This is a genomic window from Pedobacter sp. BMA (genome assembly GCF_001027745.1).
Lineage (GTDB): Bacteria > Bacteroidota > Bacteroidia > Sphingobacteriales > Sphingobacteriaceae > Pedobacter.
In genome coordinates, this window is record NZ_LECU01000005.1 from 464,946 (window position 1) to 483,610 (window position 18,665).

An 18,665-nucleotide genomic window follows, 5' to 3' on the forward strand; every position below is an offset into this window, starting at 1 on the left:
GTGAATTAATCCTCAGATCATGCACCCCATACTCATTCGAAACAACGTAAAAATTCTCGGCGAAGGCACTCAGGTAATTATTTTTGCACACGGTTTTGGCTGTGCACAAAATTCATGGAAATTCATGACGGACGCTTTTCTCGAAGATTATAAGGTAGTTTTATTTGACTATGTGGGTTCCGGAGAATCTGACATAACACAATATGATCATTACAAATATTCTACATTAGATGGCTATGCGAGTGACGTTGTAGAAATTATTGAAGCGCTTAACCTGAAAGATGTGATTTTTGTAGGGCATTCGGTGAGCAGTATGATTGGTATGATTGCCGCCTTGCAAAAACCAGAAGCCTTCCAAAAGCTGGTATTTATAGGTCCATCGCCAAAATATATGAATGACGGCGAATATATAGGAGGATTTGAAGCCGGCGATATACAAACTATTTTCAATTCAATTGAAGAAGATTATGCCGGATGGGCCAGAGGAATTGCTCCTGTTGTAATGGACAAGGCATACCCCCCCGGGCTTTTTAACTTTTTACAGGAATGCCTTGAGGAAACTGAACCCAGCATTGCATTGGCATTTGCAATGGCTACGTTTAAAACCGACTGCCGGGATAAATTAAAGCACCTGACGGTTCCAAGTTTAACGCTGCAAAGCAGGTCGGACATTATGGCTCCGCTTTCAGCGGGGGATTTTATTCATCAGAATACACCTCACAATTTCCTGGTGGTGATGCAGGCTACCGGCCATTTCCCGCATATCAGTGAACCAGAAGAAACCATCAGGGAAATTAAAGCATTTATAAAGAATAACGGGACTACTTTGACGAGCATGATTTATGCCTGAAAATCCTCTTTTCTAAATCTTATTCTTTTCTTTTTGCTGAGAGGCTGTTCATTTTATGAACAGCCTCTTATTTTTACCTCCAATTATACTCGCATATTTATTTTTTTAACGAAAAAATACCTTTTGTTCAAGGTATAGTTTGTTGTAAATTCCTTTCAAACCAACATGCAAATCACGTATAATCAACACCTTACAACCATTTCAATCAAAGTATTGTCAAAAATACAATAAGACACAACTCATAAGAATATTCTGTGTGAATAGAAAATGAACAAAATGAATATTTTCTACTTTTGTCGAAAACCAAGGTGAAATGCCCTTCGTATATATGCGCACAAACTTGAAAAAGTAGTATTATTAGAAAGACATTTTATAACAGATTTGACAAATTATTTAACACAAAAAATGAACACCATTAAAACACTTTTATTAACCTCTCTAAGCATTTTCACCATTGTAACTTCAAACGCACAAAGCTTCAAAGAGCCTGTTGCATTTAAACTAAAGAACGGAATGAACATCATTGTTTCAGAAAACACCCGTTCGCCAAAAGCATATGCAAGCTTCACTTTAGATGCTAAAGATTTCGAAGGTAAAAAAGCTGGTGTTGTAGAATTATTAAATGCTGTTTTAAACGAAAACGTAGCCAAAAATTCAAATATCTCATTCAAAGATAATAGCGGTAAACTAGCTGTTGCTACAGCAAATTTAGATGAAGCACTTTCAGCTATGGCTGCATTGATTCAACACGCAAGCATCAACCAACAAAACTTCAATGCTGCAAAAGCAAAATTATTGACCAGCATAAAAGCTAAAGATTATGATTACGACCAGTCAGTAAATGAAGAATCGATCAGCGCTTTAAGCCTTTCAGATGTAAAAGCATTTTATGCTGAGGTTTCTCCAGAGAAAACATATCTGACAATTGCTGGTGATGTGGAGTTAAACAATGCTAAAGCTTCAGCTAAAAAAGCATTTGGCAACTGGGCAACCTATTCAAACCAAGAGTCGTCTATCCTTACAAAATAAGTAAGGAAATTTTTAAATACCAGCCTCCTGATTAACCCGGGAGGCTTTTTTTATGCTTAAAAAGTTACAAACCTAATGAACTGCTTTCTACTTATTCAGGTATATTAGGGCATCAATTTCCCTTCCACATGAGAAAAACCTTATTTGTATTACTTGTCAGTTCATTTGCCGCAGTAAGTCTTCAGGCACAAACCATTATCAATCGTGATGCTGATATTGAAAAGATGGTCAAGTCTGTTCATCAGGATTCATTAAAATCATATATCTCGAAAATGGTAGCTTTTGGAACCAGAAGTACATTAAGTGATATCAAAAGTAAAACGAAAGGAATAGGTGCCGCAAGGAATTGGGTAGTCGGCAAATTTAATCAGTTTGCAAAACAGAGTAACGGACGGTTAATTGCTTATCTGGACACTACTACATTTAAACCTGACGGAAAGCGCGTAGACCAGTCTACTCTACTGGGCAATGCCGTTGCCGTACTTAAAGGAAGCGACACCAACGACAAACGTGTTTATGTGGTTAGCGGCCACCTTGACAGCCGTGTAACGGATGTAATGAACAGAACCAGTGATGCACCGGGGGCCAATGACGATGGTAGTGGCGTTGCAGGGGTGATTGAAGCCGCGAGAATCATGAGTCAATACCAGTTTTCGGCAACCATCATTTTTGTTGCGGTGAGTGGTGAGGAGCAATCACTCCTGGGATCGGGATTTATGGCAGATAAAGCTAAAAAAGAAGGCTGGAACGTAGATGCCATGCTAAATAACGACATGATCGGAAGTAACAATAGCAGTGAAACCCAAATTATAGACAATACACGTCTTCGGGTTTTCAGCGAGGGCTTACCTGCTTATGAACTGGATAAAAATGCGAAAGCCATTCGCCAGTTTGGACTGGAGAATGACGGCAAAAGCCGCCAGCTGGCCCGCTACGTAAAAGAAACAGGTGAGAGATACGTAGATCAGCTTGAGGTAAAACTGATTTACAGAAACGACCGGTTCTTGCGCGGCGGAGATCATACACCCTTCGTTGAAAACGGATTTACTGCGGTGAGGATTACTGAAATGAACGAAAATTTCGAGCATCAGCACCAGGATCTGAGAACTGAAAAAGGTGTACGTTACGGCGACCTGCAGGAGTTTATGGATTTTGAATACCTGCGTAAAAATACAGCAGTAAATATTGCGGTATTGGCTAATCTGGCTAAAGCCCCGTCGGCACCTTCTGAAGTAAAAATTGACGTTAAAAACCTCAGCAACTCATCATATTTATACTGGAAGGCACCCGCAAATGGAACCGCAAAGGGTTATTATGTTTTAATGCGTGAAACCAGCAGCCCTGTTTGGGAGAAGAAATTTTATACCACAGCTACTGAATTAAAAATCCCTTACAGTAAGGACAATTATTTATTTGCAGTACAAAGTGTTGGCAACGGGGGCAATGAAAGTTTGCCGGTTGTACCGGGTATCGGCCGCTAAAACATTCGTTTCAAACCTGTGTTTTATGCTAAATTTACAGCATGAAGTTTAAACCATTAGCGTTTATTATTAATATCGCCATTCCCCTGGCTATAGGCGCATTAGGCGGGTGGGCGACAGCCCAATCTGTTAAAACCTGGTACCCTACGTTAAATAAACCTTCATTCAATCCTCCAAACTGGCTCTTTGCCCCGGTATGGACCAGTTTATATATCCTGATTGGTATAGCTGCTTATCTGGTATGGACTGAGCGTAGCAAAATCGCCCATTTCCCCAGAACGGTAGCCATTTATTTTATTCAGCTTATCCTGAATCTTGCCTGGTCTTTTATCTTCTTCTACCTCCATGAAGTAGGCTTTGCTTTGGCTGAAATCCTCCTTTTGCTCATCGTAATCGTGGTCAACGGATTGATGTTCTTTAAAATTAATAAATGGGCCGGACTGATTTTTATCCCTTACCTTCTTTGGGTAAGTTTTGCCACTTTTTTAACATATAACATCTTCATATTAAATTAATTTTAGAATAAAAGCCCTATTTTTAGGGAGTGTTAATATTCAAAAGATTTTTGCTGATCCTTTTCGTGCTGTGCTGTACCCGATTGCAGGCGCAAAAGGTTGGCCTTGTGTTTAGTGGCGGAGGCGCTAAGGGACTCGCACATATTGGCACATTGAAAGCGCTTGAAGAAAATAAAATCCCCATCGATTATATTACAGGAACCTCAATGGGCGGTATCGTCGGCGCCATGTATGCAGCGGGCTACTCCCCTGCTGAAATCGAAAAAATAGCCTTGAGCAACGACTTTCAAAACTGGGTAAACGGACGATACACCAGTGATTACACTTTTTTCTTTCAGAAGAATGCGCCCAATGCCTCCATGCTTACTGCCAAGGTTGCCATTGATACGGGATTTCATTTTAGTTTCCGCTCTAATCTCATTAATGATATCCCGCTAAACTTTGCGTTCCTGGAATTGTTCTCCCAGGCATCAGCAGTTTCTAAAGGGAATTTCGACCATCTCTTTGTTCCTTATCGTTGCATGGTAGCTGATGTGCTGTCGCAAAAAAGCATTACAGTAAGTAAAGGTAATCTTGCAGAAGCCGTTCGCGCAACCATGACCGTGCCGATTATCTACCGCCCGATAAAGCTTGATGGAAAATACGTTTTCGATGGCGGTCTTTATAATAACTTCCCTGCAGATGTAATGGATAGAGACTTCAAGCCCGATTACATCATTGGGGCTAATGTATCATCCAAAACCTACAATGAATACCCTAAAAACATCGATGACCGCTTGATGAACCGGTTTCTGGTTTACATGTTCCTGTCCAAATCAGATTCTACCATGATTGGTAAAAACGGGGTTTATATCCAGCCTGATTTGGCTGATTATAGTGTAACCAATTTTGCCCCTGTGGCTGAGTTAATAAAAAAAGGCTACGATGCAGCCATGGCCGATATGCCGCGTATAAAAGCGCTGATCAAAAACCGTGTCGATCCCAAAGCACTTGAACTCAAACGTGCTGAGTTTAACCGCAAAAAGCCCGACCTGAAATTCAGCAACATTATAGTTTCAGGTGTAAATGATCAGCAGAAAAGATATGTGGAACGGCTGTTTAAGAGCGATAAAACCAGCTTCGATCTAGAAGACATTAAAAGGGCCTATTACAAGCTAGTGGCCGACCAGACTTTCGAAACTGTTTATCCTAAAATTACTTATCAGCCAACTACCGACAGTTACACTTTTGAAGTAGTGGCCCAACCAAAAAAGAGTTTTAAGCTTGAATTAGGGGGAAATATTTCAACAAGACCGGTAAGCAATGTATTCCTGGGCGCCGAGTACAATTATTTGAACCGTAAAGCTTATACATTTGGCACCAGCTTTTATTCCGGACGTTTCTATGAATCGGTGCAGGTAAATGGCCGGGTAGATTATCCAACCAGGCTCCCGATATTTCTGGCTGCCGAGCTCACCTATAATCACTGGAATTTTTATAACACCAGTCAGATTTTTATCGAGAATCCCCACCCGATGTATATCGAGCAATCGGACAGGAAAATTGACCTGATGGCAGGCTTCCCTTTAAATTATAATACAAAAGTTGTACTTCATTCCACCTTCATCAACAACATGGACCACTACAGCCCTAACAATACGTTTGGGGTTGGTGATGTACTTGATCAGACTGTATTCAATGGTTTCAGAGGTTCAGTTAACCTGGAGAAAAACTCACTCAACAGAAAGCAATATGCCACTAACGGACAAAGCTTTTCAATAAGCTTTAATTATACTACAGGCCGTGAGAATTATGACCCGGGCAATATTTTCCGTTCTACCCCAGGCTATAAAAAGGCACCTGGTTTTAGCAGACTGCATCACTGGGGAAGTATCAAGCTGAGTCAGGAAAACTATTTTTTCCACCTCAGGAAATACACGCTGGGCTACCTGATAGAAGGTGTAATTTCTAACCAGCCTTTGTTTGGAACTTACTACGGTACCCTGTTAACAGCACCGGCATTCTATCCGCTGCAAGATAGCCGTTCATTATTCCTCGATAAATTCCGCGCAACCACCTATGCTGCCGGTGGAATAAAAAACATCTATAATATCAGAAAAAATTTCGACTTTAGACTGGAAGGTTATTTATTTTTACCTCACAAAGAATTTGAGTTAACAAATCTTCAGGAGGTTGATTATGCAAAGGCCATTACTAAACTTCGCTACGCCGCCACTGCCGGTTTGGTTTACCATACGCCTCTTGGTCCGGTTAGCTTCAGTTACAACCTGTATAATGATGCAGTTAAAAGAAATGGTGTATTATTGCACATTGGTTATTTAATTTACAATAAACGTTCACTTGAATGAGAAAGATATACGTCTTGATTGCTTTTTGCTTAATTGTTTTTTCTGCAGGCGCCCAAAATGCAGCCATCAACAATTTTTTGGTTAAAGAAAATCTGTTAAAGAACAACAAACTCGCGATCATAGCGGCAGACTCTTTGAATGTGCCTAATGAGAACATCAATGGCAGCTACACCTTTAGCGTAAGTGGCTTTACCCAGATTTTGAAGTTTAACGATGGGATTGCTGTTCTACCTTTGCCGATAGCTAAATCGACTTTTGTATATATTAAACACCAGAATGATTTGGGTACACATAGCAAACTGGTTTATGTATATAAAAAGGATGCCGACCTCAGCCCCTATGCTATTAACAGCCTGTGGCTTTTCATCATTCCAATTGCGCTGGTTATCATCGCGTTTGCCTTTAGGAAGCTGATCATCTTCGTTGTAATTGCCTTTCTGGTATTTGTGTATTTCAACCACAGCGCAGGATTAAATCTCGGCACCTTTTTCGAAAGCATATTCGACGGACTGAAAAGCCTGTTCTGACCGGCCGCCTAAAACGGCATGCCTATACCGAAATTATACTGCACAAAGCGATAGGTATCGGGGCCGTGTGTGGAATTGTAGGTGTTTTTAAAGTCGCGTGCACCACTAATAAACTTTCCAATCACCCATTGTTCCGATCCGCTAAACTGAGGGTCCTTAAGTTTTAATCCAACGTCGAACCTGAATACAAAATACTGCACATCATATCTCAGGCCAAGCCCTGTACCAATGGCTACCTGTTGGGCCAGTTTACTCAGTCTGAACATTTTTTCTTCGGCGTACAAATCATCCGCATCTTTTGAGAGGTTCCAGACATTTCCCATATCTAAAAATGCTGCCCCTTTGAGGCTTGCTCCAAAAAACTTGCTCGTGATTAAGTACCTGTATTCCAAGTTGGCCTCCAGCCGCAAGTCTCCTAACTGATCTAAACCAAAAACTGCTTTCCTTTCTTCATCAGAACCTAAAACCGCTCTGTTATAATTTCCTGGGCCAAGGGTTCTCGCCTGCCAGGCCCTTACACCACTCGATCCCCCGGCAAAGAATTTCTTTTCAAATGGAATGGTAACCGAATTGCCATAAGCATACCCAATACCGGTATTTAACCGGGCAACAAACTGCCTGTTTCCACCCAGGTGTTTATACCAGCGTATATCAATTTCCGGACGTACATACTGGTTGTAGGGTAGACCGAAAATCGTTCCGTAATCCCGTTGGGTACTATCGCCATTGATAAAGTTATTCGGATTATGGCGATTGCCTCCGATTCTTGAAATGGCCTGAAGCATATTACCAGCCAAATCAATATTTCCCCTGAAATAAACAAAGCTTCTCAGCTGCTGAAGTTTATCTGCGTTTAATGAATAAGTATACTTGATGCCCAGCGTCAAATCCTTTCTACCCAACAGATCAATGTAATACTGATTGTTTAACAGGGTATTTAAATCAATGTTCTCGGTTTGAAGATTACCGAAACGGTACTCAAAATTCAACGGCGTTAAAGAGTGTAGCTTCGACTTGGTTTCTACCCAATCGTAGGTGATGGAATTGATTAATATCCGACGCGTTAAAATATCCTTCTGCAGGGCGTAAATGTAACTGGATGAGAAAGTGGTATGTGGCATTCCGTTTCCACCCAGAACAGGGTTATAAAATGGTATCAGCAACCGTGGTACTGTAATACTGGCACTAACAGAGAAATCGCGCTGATAAATATCCTTAAAGGGCGAAGTCCCTCCCCCTATACGCGATTGTAAACCGCCCTTAACCTGAAGCTCAAAACGTTCGGCCCCTCGGAAAAAGTTGTTATTGGTATAGGTATTACTTAAGTTGAAACCTACCGTACCGCCGTTAAACGGAATCTCTCCCTCTACCCTGTTGCTCATTACTTTTTGAGGGGTCAGCAGGATAATCGTATTGACCTTATTTGAAGTACTGTCCCTTCTATAATAATCAATCTTTACATTCTTAAAGATATTAAGTTCATATAAACGATCGTAAGTTAAATTTTCGTTTCGGATATCATATAATTCTCCCTTTTTCAGGAAGTCATATCTTACAATCGGGTTCCTGCGATACCGGCGGGAAAAGTCAGTATAAATAATACCATTTACGGTATCCTTACTCAACTTATATCGTGCTGAATCAGGCAATCCGTCAGGATTTGGGGCAATGAGCAGGTGCGTATAACCAATGTAAAACTGTTTGTGCGGACCATTTGCCGGGTCGGTAACGTTTAGGTTCAGATCAATTTTATTGGTTTTGGAACTGGCCTCAGCGCCATACACATCGAAATTAACATAAGGCCTCAGGAAATAAAAATATCCGTTCTCCTTCATTAACTTGTAAATCTGTTCGCGCTCATAAGAAAGTGAATCCTCATCATACTGTGCACCTACGCGTAAATGTGTTAATCCAGGTTTGTTCGACTCATAAAGTGCTTTGATATTTTTGTTAGGTATAGAATCACCTAACTTATCTATGAAATAAGCGGGTCCGGGTTTTGCACTGAACCTTACTTCGGCCTTTTTGTTGGCTACTTTGATATCAGAAGTTACCTGCGCCTGAAAATATCCCTTACTCTTTAAAAATTTTTGAATCTGGGTTCTGGAAATCTCCACTAAAGTACTATCCAGAATGGCAGGCGGGGTACCGAAAGGCTTAATGTCACTTGTTTTATACCTGCCGTCTTTTGTATTGAAAAGGTTGTAAAGCGGCACGTTGATACTGTAGTTTGATGCCGGACGGATATCTTTCTGAACATAATTGTAAGCCTGTTCTTCAAACTTCTTATCCACACTGTCTATCGTAACCTTTTTTACAATGGATTGGTAATCTGCTATGTATTTAGTTGATGAACAAGCCTGTATTAAAACAATAATAAATAGTAATATTGCAGTGCTTTTCAGTTTAATATTTATTAAGTATTGGTATGCTTTCAAAGTCTCAGATTAGTTTTATTAAGTCTTTACATCAAAAAAAATATCGCAAAGAACATGGCTTATTCTTAGTTGAAGGTATTAAATCCATTAAAGAATTTATACAATCCAGCTATCAGATTCATTCCATATTTTACAACAGCGAACAAGCCAATTTGTTACCCAAATTGCCTGCAAATATAAACTTATTTGAAGTAAACAACGCTGAATTAGGGAAGATTAGTACATTACAAACCCCGCAAGGATTTTTAGCAGTAATTCATACCCGGGAAAATAAGGAACTGAGCCTGCAGCAACTCAAAAACCGGTTTACATTGGTTTTAGATGGCGTACAGGATCCTGGAAATATGGGAACGATTATCCGGACAGCAGATTGGTTTGGTTTCAAGAACATTGTTTGCTCCGAAGATTGCGTGGAAGTTTTCAATCCAAAGACGGTTCAGGCTACTATGGGCTCTTTGGCCAGGGTGGAAATTTACATTGAAAACCTGAGCAACTTTCTTGATCGCAGTCAGATTCCCGTATTTGGCGCTTTGTTAAACGGAGAATCCATCTATCAGATCGACTGGGGTAACGAAGGCCTTGTGATTTTAGGTAATGAGGGGAAAGGAATTTCGCCGGAAATCATAAAGAAAATAAACAAACCGGTTACGATTCCGAGATTTGGAGAAGCAGAGTCGTTAAATGTGGCGGTGAGTGCCGCAATCTTTTGTTCTGAATTAGTGCGAGTTAAAAATTAAACCAAGAATAATTAAGATATTATTTGCGGACTAAGTTATAATTGCTATTTTTGCAACCTTGAATTTCAAGGTCGAGTGGCCGAGTGGCTAGGCAGAGGTCTGCAAAACCTTCTACAGCGGTTCGAATCCGCTCTCGACCTCCATTTGTACAAAATAAAATAATAAAAGGTTATTACCATGGCAGTTACCAGATTAAAAAGAAAAGACAGAAGAAATAAAAATACAGCTCACCAAGAGGTAGCATTTTTAAAAAGAGCAACTAACATCGAGTTAGGAAGCCGTTCTGCACAACCTAAAAACGATCAATTAGCTAAAAACAATGCTGTTTTAGCTGGCTTGGCAAAATAGTTTTTAGATATTCTTCTAAAGAATTTAAAGCATCCTTCTGATCAAAGGATGCTTTTTTTATGCGTTTAGTTTTAATACATATTGCCTGGCCGACTGTTTCAGGGCGAACTGATGAGATATTAATATTCAGGAAACGTTACCTGGGAATGGTAACTGTAACCTTGATAAGCCCGATTTTATTTAACCAGGGCTTTACAGATCGATCTGATCAGGCCCGGACCTTCATAAATGAAACCTGTATACAACTGAACCAGACTGGCTCCGGCATCTAGTTTTTCCTGTGCATCTTCAGAGGAATGAATCCCTCCTACGCCGATAATCGGAAAAGCTTTATCAGATTTATCAGAAAGATATTTAATAACCTCGGTAGAACGCTCTTTAACGGGTTTACCACTTAATCCACCGGTTTCTTCAGCCAGGCTTTTTCCGGTTGCAAGGTTTTCTCTGCTGATGGTTGTATTGGTCGCAATAATGCCCGCAATATTGGTTTCGGCCACAATTTCGATGATATCATCCAATTGTGCATCAGTTAAATCAGGCGCAATTTTCAATAAAATTGGACGGGATATATCGTTTTTACGATTACGTTGCTGTAAGGTATTCAGAATTTTTTTGAGCGGTTCTTTTTCCTGCAGTTCGCGCAAGCCAGGCGTATTAGGCGAACTCACATTCACCACAAAATAATCAACCACATCAAATAACCTGTCGAAGCATTTGATATAGTCGCTCACCGCATCTTCGTTTGGCGTAGCCTTATTTTTTCCGATGTTACCCCCCACAACAATCTCGGGATGTTTATCTTTAAGCAAACGTAAACGCTCTGCCATTACATCTACACCTTTATTGTTAAACCCCATCCGGTTGATTAAAGCCTCGTCATTAGGCAAGCGAAACATACGGGGTTTATCATTACCTGGCTGGGGCATCGGGGTTACTGTACCCACTTCGATAAAACCAAAGCCAAGGTTACTCAAAGCTTCTACATACTCGCCGTTTTTATCAAAACCTGCGGCCAAACCAACAGGATTCCGAAACTTAATCCCAAAAACTTCTTTCTCCAAGCCCTTGATGTGAACATCAAAACTGCTTCGGATGATTGTTTTACCCAACGGAAACTTGTCATTAAACCATTTTAACCGTTTAACAACGAAATAATGAACGTTTTCAGGGTCAAACTTAAAGAAGATTGGTTTAATGATGCGATACATGCAACGAAGATAGATAAAAAATAGAAAATGTGAAATGGATTACGCCCCAGCGTTTCCATCTCACATTTTCTATTTTACCTGATTTTAATACGCGGCAGTAAACTGCTCCTGGTGGTGGGCATTGTTTTCAAGTTCATCGGCAAGTACGATTGATAAATCTTCCACTGATAAAATAGAACGACCTTCCTCATTGAAAACAGGTGAAGTTTTACCTAAACGGTATTTACCTGTACGTCCGATAGTGATACCAGGATGCATTTCAATCGCCGGACTAAAAAATAACCAGTCCAGTTCTTTTTCTTGTTTCAAAGTGTTAAAATAATCCCTTACAGCTGATGCGCCGGGATAAATTTCTGCAGGAAACTGAGGACCATCAACCAGTTGATTCCCATCAATTTGTAATGTACCTGCACCACCAATAAAAATATAACGTTTAACGCCCGAGGCTTTAACGGCTTTCTGTATGGCTTCAGCACCGGCAACAGTATCGTTATAAAGATTTGGATTAGTCCAGCCAGCGTTAAATGCACTAATTACTGCATCAGCACCTTTCAAAGCTTCGGCAAGTTTATCCGTATCAAGCACATCTGCCGATACCTTTGTTACCTTCTGATCATCATTATCAATTTTATCAGTATCCCGCGCAATGGCGATTACATCATTTCCCCGGCTGACTAACTCGTTTAAAAGGGCTTTCCCCACGAAGCCCGAGGCTCCTATTAATGCTACTTTCATGTTGTTTATTTTATGATTAAATAATTGAATACTTATTGTAATGTATTTTGTTACAGTTTGACTTAAAAAAAATGCTACTTAAATTTTGCAGCAAAAGCTGCCAGTGTTTGTTTTGATAAACGATCAATTAATGCCTGCTCTGCATCAATATACAGCTCATCCAGATGCTGATTAATCTGCCTTCCAATCGGGCACTTAGGATTTGGTTCATTTTTACTTTGTCCTAAAATATTAACATTCTTCACAGCCTGATATACCTCCCCCAGATTGATATCGGCAGCATTTTTAGCCAGGAACGACCCGCCCCCCTTTCCTTCTTTACTATCTACAAAGCCATGTTTACGCAAATTCATAATTTCCTTGCGAACAAGAACCGGATTGATGTTAATACTGCCTGCCAGAAAATCAGAGCTCACCATCTCACCATTCGCATCTTCGAGCAAGGTAAGAATATGGAGGGATACCGGAAATCTGCTGCTATTCATTCTGTAATTATTTTTATTACAGTACAAAAGTAGATAAATATTGATTAATTCAAAACAAAAAACAAAAAAGTTTATCCGGGCGATGAATAAAAACCTTAAAGCCACCCGGCTTCTATTTCATTTCTAACCCGAAAAAAGGCTTTTAAATTCGTACTTTTGCAGCCGAAATGATTTCAATAAATAATTTAACATTCCTGATTGGCTCAAGAGCCTTGTACGATGAAGCGAACTGGCACATTAAACCCGGCGACAGAGCCGGATTAATCGGCGCCAACGGAACAGGAAAATCAACACTATTAAAATTAATTGTAGGTGAATATGCGCCAAGTTCGGGCACAATTTCCATGTCGAAAGACCTGAAAATTGGTTACCTGAACCAGGACTTACTTTCTTATGAATCGCACCATAGCATTCTGCACGTAGCCATGGAAGCTTTCGAGCGCCAGAACCAGCTGCATGATGAAATTGAAGAGTTACTGAAGAAAATTGAAACTGACTATAGTGAGGAGGTTTTGTACAAACTGAGTGATAAACAACAGGAGTTTGAGGCCCTTGATGGTTATAACATTGAGTACCGCGCAAATGAAATTTTAGCAGGTTTGGGTTTTAGTACTGCAGATCAGCACCGCCCGCTAAATACCTTTTCGGGAGGCTGGAGAATGCGGGTAATGCTTGCGAAAATTCTGTTGCAGAATCCGGATATCCTGCTGCTGGATGAGCCTACCAACCACATGGATTTACCATCGATTAAATGGCTGGAAAATTATCTGGCAGGTTTTGAAGGTGCCATTGTCATTGTATCTCACGATAGATATTTCCTGGATAAAATTGTTAACCGTACCGTTGAATCACGGAAAGGAAAACTTACCGTATATGCCGGAAACTATAGCTTTTATGTAGAAGAAAAAGCTTTACGTGGCGAAATACAGAAGGGTGAATTTAAAAACCAGCAAGCTAAAATTAAGCAGGAAGAGCGTTTAATTGAACGTTTCAAAGCAAAAGCATCGAAGGCAAAAATGGCGCAGTCGCGTATGAAGGCGCTCGATAAAATGGAGCGTATTGATGACGTTGATGATGAAAACCCTACCGTTAATTTCAGCTTCAAATTTACAAAACCTTCAGGCCGTCACGTAGTGCGTATAGAACATGCCACCAAGCACTACCCTAACGTACATATTTTAGAAGATGCTGAAGCGGTAATCGAAAAAGGCGATAAAATTGCATTGATCGGAGCCAATGGTAAAGGTAAATCTACGCTTTTGAGAATGATTGCAGGTACAGAAAAATTCGACGGATTTTGCGAAACCGGCCATAACGTAACCACTACTTTCTTTGCGCAGCACCAGTTGGAATCTTTGCACCTGGGTAACTCCATCCTCGAAGAACTACAGGCATTTGCACCTAAACACAGCGACACTGAATTACGTAGTATTTTAGGATGCTTCCTGTTTACCGGCGATGATGTTTTCAAAAAAATCAAAGTACTTTCAGGTGGTGAAAAATCGCGTGTGGCTTTGGCCAAGTCATTAACTACAGATTCAAACTTCCTGATTCTGGATGAGCCAACCAACCACCTTGATATTCAGTCGGTAAATATTCTAATTCAGGCTTTAGACCAATTCGAGGGTACTTTCATTGCAGTATCTCACGATAGGTACTTCCTGGATAATGTGGCCAACAAAATCTGGTTTATCGAAGGCGAAAAAATCAAACAGTATCCCGGTACTTATGAAGAATACGAAGAATGGAACAGCAAGCGTGAAATCCCCGTTTCAAAACCTATTCCGGTTAAATTGCCTGAAAAACCAAAAGAAAAAGAAGCCCCTAAGCCCACCAGCCCAAATACCGCTAATCAGTTAAAGAAATTAAATGATGAACTGAAAAAAGTTGAAACGGTGATTGCAGAGCAGGAGACAGCTATTAAAGATATAGAACTGGAACTGGCCAACGAACAGGTTTATAGTGATGCGGCTAAACTGGCAGAAGCCAACAAGCGCTACCTTTCTGCAAAGCAGGATTTAGAAAGCAGTCAGACCAAATGGGAAACACTAGCCACAGAAATTATGGAACTGGAAGGTTAATACCATTAGCCCGATATTCTTATAAAAAAAGCCACAGAAATTCTGTGGCTTTTTTTATATCTTTTGAATACTGGCAATACGCTCCCAGGTTGCCGGCAATCAAAAGAAAATAACCTTTTTATCTCTGGTTATTATCCTGTAATTTTAACCATGCAAAAACTAATCGCAGTACTTCTGATCTTTACCTCTACCCTTTGTTTTGCTCAGCGGGATAAAACCTTCACTAATGATAATAAGATATATCTGCCGAACATTAAAACGGTGCTTTGCTATAATGCTACGAAAGAACAAAGCATTCCGTTAATCTTACTGAACTCATCTGAAACGATTGCTTTCTCTTTCGACGATCTTCTTGGGGGAACTAAGAACTACTGGTACAGCATAGAACATTGCACATCGGACTGGCAAACCTCGAGGATTTCAACAATGGACTATCTTCAGGGATTCGACAGCGACCGCATTATCAATTATAAATACTCATCGAACACAACCAGAAAATACACCCACTACGAACTGAGTTTTCCAAACACGCAGGTACAACCCAAAATTGGAGGAAATTATATTTTAAAGGTATATCTGGACGGAGACAAAAATCAACCCGTTATTTCTCAAAGGTTTTTTGTTGTTGAAAGTCAGCTTGCGGTAGCAGCAGAGATTACCAATTCCATTCAGGTAGCTGACCGGAATACAAAGCAAAAAATCAACTTTACAATTAATCATTCTATATCCATCCCTAATCCTTACCAGGATTTGAAAGCAATAGTATTGCAGAACTTCGATCCCTATACCGCACAGATCAATACAAAACCAGCATTTGTACGGCCTAACCAATTGGTTTATAACGACGTGAATACAAATGATTTTTGGGGTAATAATGAATTTAGAAAATTTGATACCCGAAGCCTACGCTTTAAGGGGGCCAATGTCAAAGACATTTACCGTGACAATGAAACAGTAAATGTGATGCTTTTTCAGGATGCGCCATTAAACGGTACTGCTTTTGCGAACCAGTTCGACGAGAATGGAAATTTTTTCATCAGAAATACCGATGGCAGGGATGATAAAACTGAAGCGGAGTATATGGGTGTGCTTTTTACCCTGAATGCTACAGCGCCTGTTACAAATGGAGATGCATATGTAATCGGCCGATTCAACAACTATACACTGAGCCCCGAAAACAAATTAATATATGATGCCGGCAGAAAACAGTTTTATTGCAACATTATATTAAAACAAGGCTTATACGATTACCAGTATGCCTGGTTTAATAAGGATACGAAAACCCTGGAAATGCAACCTTTTGAGGGCTCGTTTTTCCAGACGGAAAATAGCTACCAGATATTTGTCTATTATAAAAAACCCGGAGCGCGTTGGGAAACTTTAGTGGGATATACCAATTTAAGCAATAAGGTAACTGATCAGCGATAAAACCTTTTAGCTGACTCAATTTAAATAAAACCTAGTGTTTTTGTTACATAAATTTTCTTAATTTAAAAATTGGTTAATTACTTTAGTGTTCAGATAAAGTAACCCAAATGCTCTTCATCCGGCATTTCTAACCAATTATGATGTTTAAGAAATTTATTGCGCCAGCTTTAATACTCCTTTCTTTTGGGAAAAACTATGCCCAGGAATTTAAATCATATACACAAAATATTGATGGTACAAAATTGACTTTCGATATGCAGGCCATACCGGCAGGAGCCTTTAAAATGGGTAGCAAAACCGGAAAGGCCGACGAACAGCCTGTTCATGATGTAAAACTTGATGCATTCTGGATGGGAAAATACGAGGTAACCTGGAATATTTTTGAGCCCTTTCTTTACCGTGATTATGAGAAGCAGGCCAGTATCTCTACGATTCCGCCTGAGGTTGACGCGGTGACCAGGCCAACTAAACCCTATCTGGATATGACCTTTGGCATGGGTAAAGAAAACCAGCCGGCAATAGCTATGACACAGTACAATGCCATTCAGTTCTGCAAATGGCTTTACGTTCGTACAGGAGTTTTCTACCGCCTGCCAACAGAAGCAGAATGGGAATATGCCTGTAAAGCCGGAACTTCAACAGCATATTCTTTTGGAAGTGACTCCAAAAAGCTAGCGGACTATGCATGGTTTAAAGATAATAGCGAAAACAAAACACATCCTGTAGGACTAAAACAACCAAATGCATGGGGCTTATATGACATGCATGGAAACGTTAGCGAATGGACCTGCGATCAATACCTGGCTGATTTTTATAACCAACATAATGGTAAGGTAACTGTAAATCCCATTGCTTTGCCTGATAAACTCTATCCTCATTCGGTGCGTGGCGGATCGTATGATGAAACGCCCGATAATCTAACCTCAACAGTCCGGTTGGCATCCGATCCTTCATGGAAACAGCTCGATCCTCAGATCCCGAAAAGTAACTGGTGGTTCCCTGAGGCACCTTTTGTAGGGATAAGACTGGTTCGTCCAACCAAAACACCTTCAAAAACTGAAATAGATGCTTACTATAATAAGCAACCAATCAAAGATCTTTAACTAATTAACACACAAAACCTACCAAACCCTAAATGAAAAAAGAACCAAACACACAAGAAAGACGCGACTTTCTAAAAGCCTCTGCCCTCCTGGTCGGAGGAACCATTTTAAGCAGCATTCCGCTTGCAGGTGCATTTGCCTCAGGAACTGACACCATCCGGATCGCCCTGATTGGTTGTGGCGACCGCGGAACAGGAGCAGCATTCCAGGCACTCAGCACTAAATTTAATCTGAAACTCGTGGCCATGGCAGATGCTTTTCAAGATCGCCTGGACAGCAGCTACCAGTCATTAAGCTCAAAATTTGCAGCGAAGATGGATGTGCCCAAAGAACGTCAGTTTGTAGGCTTCGATGCTTACCTGAAAGCAATCCCGCTGGCTGACGTGGTACTCCTGGTTACCCCTCCGGGTTTCAGGCCCATTCACTTTGAAGAAGCAGTTAAGCAAGGTAAACACGTGTTTATGGAAAAGCCTGTTGCTGTGGATGCTCCTGGAATCAGAAAGGTGCTGGCAGCTGCTGAAGAAGCGAAAAAGAAAAAATTAAATGTAGTGGTAGGATTGCAGCGCCGCTACCAGAGCAACTACCGCGAGGCCATGAAACGGATACAGGATGGCGCAATTGGCGAAATTGTATCTGGACAGGTATATTGGAACAGTGGGGGTGTTTGGGTGCGCCCGCGTACGGCTAACCAGACTGAAATGGAATATCAGATGCGTAACTGGTATTATTTCAACTGGCTATGCGGCGACCATATTGTAGAGCAGCATGTACACAACATCGATATTGCAAACTGGATTACCGGAGCGCATCCGGTTTCAGTAGAAGGCACCGGAAGCAGGGCCTGGCGTACAGGAAAGGATTATGGCGAGATTTATGATAACCACGCCAATGAGTTTACCTATGCCAACGGTGCTAAAATCTATAGTCAGTGCAGGCATTTCGAGGGAACCCGTAACCGTGTTGATGAGACTTTTCAGGGAACCAAAGGTAAAGTATATCTCTCGGCAGGCAATCAGGCCATTATATGGGATGCCAATGGAAAAGAAATTTATAACCACAATACCAAAGGCAATGCAAATCCTTACCAAACGGAACATGATGAGCTTTTTGAAGCAATCTCCAAGGGCGAGTATAAATTCCAGAATGCTGATTATGGCGCAACCACAACTTTCTCGGGCATCATTGGCCGCTATGCTACTTATTCAGGCCAGACCATAAAATGGGATGAAGCACTCGCTGCAAATAACAGTCTATTACCTGAGCGCTTTGCATGGGATGCTAATCCACAATTAATGCCTGATGCTAATGGCCTTTATCCAATCCCTATGCCTGGTAAAACTAAAGTACTATAG

16 protein-coding genes and 1 tRNA gene are annotated in these 18,665 nt (G+C 40.7%); 13 read left to right on the plus strand and 4 right to left on the minus strand.

Annotation, left to right across the window (positions count from 1 at the left end; all coding sequences use genetic code 11):
• Positions 1-19: 19 nt before the first annotated feature.
• From AB669_RS11525 to AB669_RS11550, 6 genes are all read left to right on the plus strand, one after another.
• Positions 20-850, plus strand: a complete 831-nt coding sequence (locus AB669_RS11525) for an alpha/beta fold hydrolase (protein ID WP_047799445.1) — start codon at positions 20-22, stop codon at positions 848-850.
• A 405-nt stretch (positions 851-1,255) separates the two neighbouring features.
• Positions 1,256-1,879, plus strand: coding sequence for an insulinase family protein (locus AB669_RS11530; RefSeq protein ID WP_047799446.1), 624 nt, complete (start codon positions 1,256-1,258; stop codon positions 1,877-1,879).
• Between the two features lie 128 nt (positions 1,880-2,007).
• The gene (locus AB669_RS11535) at positions 2,008-3,360 is read left to right on the plus strand and encodes a M28 family metallopeptidase (protein ID WP_047799447.1); all 1,353 of its coding nucleotides are present in this window, start codon (positions 2,008-2,010) and stop codon (positions 3,358-3,360) included.
• 41 nt (positions 3,361-3,401) lie between these two features.
• Positions 3,402-3,875, plus strand: a complete 474-nt coding sequence (locus tag AB669_RS11540) for a TspO/MBR family protein (protein WP_047799448.1) — start codon at positions 3,402-3,404, stop codon at positions 3,873-3,875.
• Positions 3,876-3,925: 50 nt separating this feature from the next.
• Complete coding sequence (locus AB669_RS11545; RefSeq protein WP_231582666.1) at positions 3,926-6,223, plus strand: patatin-like phospholipase family protein; 2,298 nt, start codon at positions 3,926-3,928, stop codon at positions 6,221-6,223.
• Positions 6,220-6,750, plus strand: a complete 531-nt coding sequence (locus AB669_RS11550; protein ID WP_047799449.1) for a hypothetical protein — start codon at positions 6,220-6,222, stop codon at positions 6,748-6,750. Before AB669_RS11545 ends, AB669_RS11550 begins: the two co-directional genes overlap by 4 nt.
• 8 nt (positions 6,751-6,758) lie before the next feature.
• On the opposite strand, the gene AB669_RS11555 is transcribed toward AB669_RS11550, so the two are convergent.
• Positions 6,759-9,188, minus strand: coding sequence for a BamA/TamA family outer membrane protein (locus AB669_RS11555; RefSeq protein WP_053058377.1), 2,430 nt, complete (start codon positions 9,186-9,188; stop codon positions 6,759-6,761).
• Here AB669_RS11555 and AB669_RS11560 point away from each other — a divergent pair.
• From AB669_RS11560 to AB669_RS11570, 3 genes are all read left to right on the plus strand, one after another.
• A complete protein-coding gene (locus AB669_RS11560) occupies positions 9,179-9,925 on the plus strand; it encodes an RNA methyltransferase (RefSeq protein WP_047799450.1) in 747 nt (248 codons plus the stop codon). The genes AB669_RS11555 and AB669_RS11560 overlap by 10 nt on opposite strands.
• A 69-nt stretch (positions 9,926-9,994) precedes the next feature.
• Positions 9,995-10,068, plus strand: a tRNA-Cys gene (locus AB669_RS11565).
• A gap of 34 nt (positions 10,069-10,102) precedes the next feature.
• Positions 10,103-10,273, plus strand: a complete 171-nt coding sequence (locus AB669_RS11570) for a hypothetical protein (protein WP_010602219.1) — start codon at positions 10,103-10,105, stop codon at positions 10,271-10,273.
• Positions 10,274-10,449: 176 nt separating this feature from the next.
• Here the strand turns inward: AB669_RS11570 and AB669_RS11575 are convergent, their stop codons facing one another.
• The 3 genes from AB669_RS11575 to AB669_RS11585 all read right to left on the minus strand — a co-directional run bounded on the left by AB669_RS11575 (position 10,450) and on the right by AB669_RS11585 (position 12,701).
• Entirely contained in the window at positions 10,450-11,481 is a 1,032-nt protein-coding gene (locus AB669_RS11575) for a quinone-dependent dihydroorotate dehydrogenase (protein ID WP_047799451.1), read from the minus strand.
• An 84-nt stretch (positions 11,482-11,565) separates the two neighbouring features.
• Complete coding sequence (locus AB669_RS11580; protein ID WP_047799452.1) at positions 11,566-12,216, minus strand: NAD(P)-dependent oxidoreductase; 651 nt, start codon at positions 12,214-12,216, stop codon at positions 11,566-11,568.
• Positions 12,217-12,290: 74 nt separating this feature from the next.
• Positions 12,291-12,701, minus strand: a complete 411-nt coding sequence (locus AB669_RS11585; protein WP_047799453.1) for an Rrf2 family transcriptional regulator — start codon at positions 12,699-12,701, stop codon at positions 12,291-12,293.
• 167 nt (positions 12,702-12,868) lie between these two features.
• Here AB669_RS11585 and AB669_RS11590 point away from each other — a divergent pair, with 167 nt between their 5' ends.
• The 4 genes from AB669_RS11590 (at position 12,869) to AB669_RS11605 (ending at position 18,665) form a co-directional block, all read left to right on the plus strand.
• Positions 12,869-14,782: an ABC-F family ATP-binding cassette domain-containing protein gene (locus tag AB669_RS11590; protein WP_047799454.1), complete on the plus strand. Its 1,914-nt coding sequence runs from the start codon at positions 12,869-12,871 to the stop codon at positions 14,780-14,782.
• A gap of 150 nt (positions 14,783-14,932) precedes the next feature.
• Complete coding sequence (locus AB669_RS11595; RefSeq protein ID WP_047799577.1) at positions 14,933-16,210, plus strand: DUF5103 domain-containing protein; 1,278 nt, start codon at positions 14,933-14,935, stop codon at positions 16,208-16,210.
• A gap of 137 nt (positions 16,211-16,347) precedes the next feature.
• The gene (locus tag AB669_RS11600) at positions 16,348-17,313 is read left to right on the plus strand and encodes a formylglycine-generating enzyme family protein (protein WP_047799455.1); all 966 of its coding nucleotides are present in this window, start codon (positions 16,348-16,350) and stop codon (positions 17,311-17,313) included.
• 32 nt (positions 17,314-17,345) lie between these two features.
• A complete protein-coding gene (locus tag AB669_RS11605; RefSeq protein ID WP_047799456.1) occupies positions 17,346-18,665 on the plus strand; it encodes a Gfo/Idh/MocA family protein in 1,320 nt (439 codons plus the stop codon).